The following is a 6,015-nucleotide window of genomic DNA, read 5'->3' on the forward strand; positions in this document are numbered from 1 at the left end:
CGAGCGCGGGCGAGGGCAGCCGGGCGGCGGGCCGGAGCCGCACCGATACGGCGGCGGCCGCGACGAGGCGCCGGGCCTGCGCGGACATTTCCGGCTGGGCTGGTATGGCGGCGGCGAGCGCGGCTACGACGATCCGCGTACGACCGACGCGCCCGACCTGTCGCGCTTCGGCAGCGGCGCGGCGCGCGACGCCATGCGCGGCCGGCGCGGCCCGAAAGGCTATACGCGCTCGGACGAACGGATTCGCGAGGACGTCTGCGAACGGCTCGCGCATGCGCTCGACATCGACGTCAGCGACGTGAGCGTGCAGGTCAGCGACGGCCGCGTCGAACTCGACGGCACGGTGCCCGCGCGCTGGATGAAGCATGCGATCGAGGACATCGCGGACGACTGCATGTGCGTGCGCGACGTCGAGAACCGCGTGCGCGTGAAGCGCGAAGGCGAGCACGACAGCGGCATGGTGCTGCACCCCGCGCAGCGAACCGTTACGCCGACCCAGCCGGCCGTGCGCGAGCCTGAGCCCGGCACGTCGGCCCAGGGCGCGGGCAGCGGCACCGCAGCGGGCACCGCAGCGGGCACCGGCGGCACTGCGGCGGGCGGCACGCCGGGCCGCGAGCGCCATCACTGACGGAGGACGGCCGTCATGAACCCGCCACAACGGAACGCAGTGCGCGCATGACGCCGGCGACCGGGGACACGCGACGCGATACGCGCAGCCTGCGGCTGCGGATCGCCGGCGAGCTCTGGCGCGCGATCTGGCGTTATCGCGCGCGCGTGCTCGCGGCGATTGCGCTGCTGGTGCTCGCGAAGGCCGCGGCCGTGTCGGTGCCGCTGCTGCTGAAGGAGATCGTCGACGACTTCGGCCAGCTCGCGCAGCGGCCCGCGTCGCTGCCGGTGCTGCTGCTGTTCGCGTACGCGGTCGTGCGGTTCGCGTCGAACGCGCTGAACGAAGTGCGCGACATGACGTTCGTGCAGGTCACGCAGAGCACGGTGGCCGCGTTCACGGTACGCACGTTCGGCCATCTGCACCGGCTCGGCGCGCGCTTCCATTCGCAGCGCGAGACGGGCGCGGTCGTGCGCGACCTCGAGAAGGGCACGGCCGGCATCGGCTATCTGCTTGGCGTCGCCGTGTTTACGATCGTGCCGACCGCGATCGAGATCGGCTCGGTGCTCGTGATCGTCGTCAGCAAGTATGGCGGCGGCTTCACCGCGATCATCTTCGTCACGTTCGCCGTCTACGCCGCGTACACGATCGTGTTCACGCGGCGGCGCATGCGCTACCAGCGCCGCGTGAACGCGCTCGAGGCCGAATCGAATTCGCGCATCGTCGACAGCCTGCTGAACGTCGACACCGTCAAGTACTTCGCGCGCGAGGACGTCGAACGCGACCGGCTCGACCGCGTGCTGAACGCGTGGTCGGACGCGGGCGTCGACAACCAGTACGCGCTGTCGACGCTGCACATCGGGCAGAGCGCCTGCATCGGCGCCGGCATCGCGGCCGTGATGCTGCTCGCCGGCGAGCGCGTCGCGACCGGCGCGATGACGGTCGGCGACCTCGTGCTGATCAACGCGTACATCATCCAGATCAGCCTGCCGCTGAACGCGCTCGGCTTCGTGTTCCGCGAGGCGAACGACGCGATGACGAACATCGAGCGGCTGTTCGGGCTGCTCGACGCGCGCGGCAAGCCGGGCGAGGACGGCGACGTGCCCGGTGCGCAGCCGCTCGTCGTGCGCGGCGGCGCGATCGAGTTCGAGCACGTGGACTTCGGCTACGAGCCGAGCCGGCAGATCCTGTGGGACGTGTCGTTCCGGATCGAGCCCGGCCAGTCGGTCGCGGTGGTCGGCGGCAGCGGCTCGGGCAAGTCGACGCTCGCGCGGCTGCTGTTCCGACTTTACCAGCCGGACGCCGGCACGATCCGCATCGACGGCCAGGATCTGCGCCTCGTCACCGAGCGCAGCCTGCGCGACGCGCTCGGCATCGTGCCGCAGGACACGATCCTGTTCAACGACACGATTGCGTACAACATCGCGTACGGCAAGCGCGACGCGACGCGCGCGGAAGTGGTCGCGGCCGCGCGCAGCGCGCAGCTCGACACGTTCATCGAGCGGCTGCCCGATGCCTACGACACGCGCGTCGGCGAACGCGGCGTGCGGCTGTCGGGCGGCGAGCGGCAGCGCGTCGCGATTGCGCGCGCGCTGCTGAAGGCGCCGCCGATCGTCGTGTTCGACGAGGCGACGTCCGCGCTCGACACGCGCTCGGAGCGCGCGATCCAGCAGGAGCTGATGCGTGTCGCGCAACATCGGACGAGCCTGATCATCGCGCACCGGCTGTCGACGATCGTCGATGCGGACCGCATCCTCGTGATGGAGTACGGCCGGCTCGTCGAACAGGGCACGCACGACGAGCTGCTCGCGAGCGGCGGCGTCTATGCGCAGATGTGGGCGCTGCAGGCGAAGCAGCGCGAGCTCGAACGCACCGAGGCGAAGTTCGCGCGGCAGCCGGTGCGCATCAATCCGCTCGTGTCGCAGGTGCTCGACGGGCTCGCTGACGCGGCCGAGCGGCGCGGCGTGCCGGTGTTCCGCCATTTGTCCGACGAGGACCTGATCGTGAAGGCCGATCCGGCCGCACTGCGGCGCTTCGTGTGGGAGCTGTGCCGCAACGGGATCGACGTGAGCGGCAGCGGCGGGCGCGTCCAGGTCTATACGGAGCGGCACGATCCGGACGCACGGATCACGGTCGCCTGCGCGGGCGTCGATGCGCCCGAGCTGTCGCTGCTCGCTCTCGAGCCGCTGCAGAACGCGATCGAGGAGGCGGGCGGCTACGTCGTGCGCGAACGCGACGACACCGGTGTCACGCTGCACGTCGCGCTGCCGCTCTGCGCGATCGCGCCGGCGTCGATGCAGCCGGCCGACGCCGTGCCCGTGCCGATCGCCGACAGGCCGCTCGACGGCCTGCGCATCGCCTGCGTCGACGATCACGACGAAGCGCGCGATGCGCTGACCGCGCTGCTGACGGTGGCCGGCGCGCAGGTCGACGCGTTCGCGTCGGGCCAGGCGCTGCTCGACACGCTATGGCGCGCGCGCCGTGACGACTGGCCGGCGCTGCTCGTCTGCGACATCGACCTCGGCGACGACGAGGAAGACGGCTATACGGTCATGACGCGCGTGCGTCAGCTCGAAGCGGCGCGCGCGAACGAGGGCGGCGCATCGTCCATCGAAGCGCTCGCGCTGTCCGGCCACGCGCGCGAGCGCGACCGCGCGCGCGCCGTCGAAGCGGGTTTCCATGCGTATCTGACCAAGCCGGCGGCGCCGGCCGACCTGATTGCGGCGCTGCGCGCGCTCGCATTTTCCTCCGGAGACTCACATGCCGACTCATCTGAATCCGTCCCCCGAAGGGCTGACCGCACGTCGCGGCGGTAGCGCGTTCGCGGATCGCCAGGCCGCGATCGCGGCCGTCGAACTGCTGCTGCCGACGCTGTCGGCCGCGTTGCAGAGCGACTTCGTCGGCGACAGCGGCTGCCTGCACATCGTGATCATGGATCCGGCGCTCGGCCCGCACGACGCGTCGTTCGAAGACGCGATCCTCTACGAGTTCTCGCTGCCCGACCCGAAGGACTGGGACGCCGACTATCGCGCGTATGCGCGCGCGAAAGCGCGTTTGTCGTGGGAAACCGGCCGCGACGGCCATGTCGTGCAGGCGCTCGAGCCGTACCGGCTGCGCGCGGGCGACACGAACCTGTGGGGCGCCGTCGCGCAGCATGGGATCGTGGTCGGCGTATCGGGCGCGCAGCCGTGGTTCGACGAGGCGTTCGCGGGCTGCATCGCGCATTGCCTGCGCGCGCTCGCGAAGCATCGCGCGCAGGCGACGCCCGACGCGCTCGCGATCTGATCGCGAGCGCAGCGCGGTGCGGGCACGTTTTTACAGCCGGTTATAAAAAAGCCAGCGAACGCGCCGCGACGCGCGACGCAACGCGGTTCGAAACGGACGGGCACGAATCTCGCTGTCTTCCCTGCGATGACGCTTGTCACGACAAGCGTTCCGACGAAGTTCTTCTGACGCCGACAGGGAGGTACATGTGAACGGGACCCACGATCCAGCTCAACTGCCGCTCGCCGGCCGCACCGCACTCGTCACGGGCGGCGGCCGCGGGCTCGGCGAAGCGATCTGCGAGGAACTCGCGCGCAACGGTGCGCACGTCGTCGTCGCGGATCTCGACGGCGACCGCGCGGCGGCCGTCGCGCAGCGGCTTACGCGGCACGGCGTGAAGGCGGTCGGCCGTCCGCTCGACGTGCGCGACGAGGCGTCGGTGCTGCAGGCCGTGCACGATGCGCGCGAAGTGGTCGGCGATCTCGACGTGATCGTGAACAACGCGGCGATCGACGTGACCGCGCCGATCGACGACGTGAGCGTCGACGCATGGCAGCAGGTGCTGATGACGAACCTGTTCGGTCCATACCTGATGTGCCATGCGGTCGTGCCGATGATGAAGGCGCGCGGCGGCGGGCATATCGTCAACATCGCGTCGACCGCATCGAAACGCGCGTGGCCGAACGCATCGGCGTATCACGCGACGAAGTGGGGGCTGCTCGGTCTGTCGCATGCGCTTCATGCGGAGCTGCGCCCGGCCGGCGTGCGCGTGTCGGCGATCGTCGCCGGCGGGATGCGCACGCCGTTCCTGCTCGACCGCTTCCCGGACATCGACGAGGACACGCTGCAGCCGCCCGAGAACGTCGCGGCCGCGGTGCGCTTCGTGCTGACGCAGCCGCCGGGCACGGTCGTACCGGAAGTGATGGTGCTGCCGATGAAGGAGACATCATGGCCCTGAAGCACGATCCGCGTCCGCGCGGCGCCGTGCTGCTCGACAAGGACGGCACGCTGCTCGACGACGTGCCGTACAACGTCGATCCGGCCCGCATGCGGCTCGCGCCGGGCGCCGCGCGTGCGCTGCGCTCGCTCGCGTCGACCGGCATGCCGATCGCGGTCGTCTCGAACCAGCCGGGCGTCGCGCTCGGCCGCTTCACCGAATCTCAGCTTGGCGCGGTCCGCCAGCGTCTTGCCGAACTGTTCGAAGAGAACGGCGCGGCGCTGGCGGATTTTTTTTACTGCCCGCATCACCCGCAGGGCAGCGTGCCGCGCTATGCATGCGACTGTCTGTGCCGCAAGCCGAGGCCCGGCATGCTGCGCCGCGCGGCCGCCGCGCTCGGCGTCGAGGCCGGCGCGAGCTGGATGATCGGCGACATTCTCGACGACATCGAAGCGGGCCGCGCCGCGCAGTGCCGCACGATCCTCGTCGATCGCGGCTACGAGACGGAATGGCGGATCGACGCGACACGCACGCCGCACTTCGTCGTCGACCGGCTCGATCTCGCGGCCGACATCGTCGTGCGCGAAACCGCGCGCCGTCACGGCTCGCGGGTGCGGCAATGAGCGCGCCCGCGTGGGACCGCGCGCGCCGCATTCTGTGCGTGCGGCTCGACAATCTCGGCGACGTGCTGATGACGACGCCGGCTCTGCGCGCGCTGAAGGAAAGCGGCAACGGCCGGCATCTGACGCTGCTCACGTCGAGCACGGCCGCGGCGCTCGGCGCGCATCTGCCGATGGTCGACGACGTGTGGACGTACGACGCGCCGTGGGTCAAGCATCCGGACGCGCCGGCCGACCCGGTCGCCGATCTCGACATGATCGACCGGCTGCTGTCCGCGCGTTTCGACGCGGCGGTGATCTTCACCGTGTATAGCCAGAGCCCGTTGCCGGCCGCGATGATGTGCTGGCTCGCCGGCATTCCGCTGCGGCTCGCGCATTGCCGCGAGAACCCGTACCGGCTGCTGACCGACCGCGTCGCGGAGACCGAGCCCGATCAGCAGGTGCGGCACGAAGTGGCGCGCCAGCTCGCGCTGGTGCGCACGATCGGTGCGAAGACCGCCGACTGGCGGATGGCGTTCGAACCGGGCGACGCGGCGCGCCGGGCGGTGCAGGCGCGGCTGCGCGCCGCGCTGCAGCGCTTCGGCGGCCCG

General features: G+C 71.0%; 6 protein-coding genes. All 6 read left to right on the plus strand.

All coding sequences use genetic code 11. The features are described from left to right. Window positions 1–628, plus strand: a 628-nt coding sequence (locus tag HMPREF3115_RS01095; protein ID WP_141751612.1) for a BON domain-containing protein, incomplete at its 5' end; no start/stop codon positions are given. A gap of 47 nt (window positions 629–675) precedes the next feature. Continuing rightward, the gene (locus HMPREF3115_RS01100) at window positions 676–3,420 is read left to right on the plus strand and encodes an ABC transporter transmembrane domain-containing protein (protein ID WP_070553240.1); all 2,745 of its coding nucleotides are present in this window, start codon (window positions 676–678) and stop codon (window positions 3,418–3,420) included. Next, window positions 3,365–3,889 (plus strand): hypothetical protein, encoded by a 525-nt coding sequence (locus HMPREF3115_RS01105; RefSeq protein ID WP_012217870.1) that lies wholly within the window; start codon window positions 3,365–3,367, stop codon window positions 3,887–3,889. The genes HMPREF3115_RS01100 and HMPREF3115_RS01105 overlap by 56 nt, the downstream gene beginning before the upstream one ends. A 187-nt stretch (window positions 3,890–4,076) precedes the next feature. Continuing rightward, window positions 4,077–4,826: an SDR family oxidoreductase gene (locus tag HMPREF3115_RS01110; RefSeq protein ID WP_006398898.1), complete on the plus strand. Its 750-nt coding sequence runs from the start codon at window positions 4,077–4,079 to the stop codon at window positions 4,824–4,826. Beyond that, the gene (locus HMPREF3115_RS01115; RefSeq protein ID WP_070553242.1) at window positions 4,817–5,428 is read left to right on the plus strand and encodes a D-glycero-alpha-D-manno-heptose-1,7-bisphosphate 7-phosphatase; all 612 of its coding nucleotides are present in this window, start codon (window positions 4,817–4,819) and stop codon (window positions 5,426–5,428) included. Before HMPREF3115_RS01110 ends, HMPREF3115_RS01115 begins: the two co-directional genes overlap by 10 nt. Continuing rightward, on the plus strand, window positions 5,425–6,015 hold a 591-nt coding region (locus HMPREF3115_RS01120), incomplete at its 3' end, for a glycosyltransferase family 9 protein (RefSeq protein ID WP_141751613.1). The genes HMPREF3115_RS01115 and HMPREF3115_RS01120, both read left to right, overlap by 4 nt.

Origin of the sequence: Burkholderia sp. HMSC10F09, assembly GCF_001806955.1 — a bacterium.
GTDB classification, from domain to species: domain Bacteria; phylum Pseudomonadota; class Gammaproteobacteria; order Burkholderiales; family Burkholderiaceae; genus Burkholderia; species Burkholderia multivorans.

Excerpts from the sequence above, each read along its gene's own strand:
- HMPREF3115_RS01115 (WP_070553242.1), top strand. The coding sequence starts at position 4,817 with ATGGCCCTGAAGCACGATCCGCGTCCGCGCGGCGCCGTGCTGCTCGAC.
- HMPREF3115_RS01100 (WP_070553240.1), top strand. The coding sequence starts at position 676 with ATGACGCCGGCGACCGGGGACACGCGACGCGATACGCGCAGCCTGCGG.
- HMPREF3115_RS01105 (WP_012217870.1), top strand. The coding sequence starts at position 3,365 with ATGCCGACTCATCTGAATCCGTCCCCCGAAGGGCTGACCGCACGTCGC.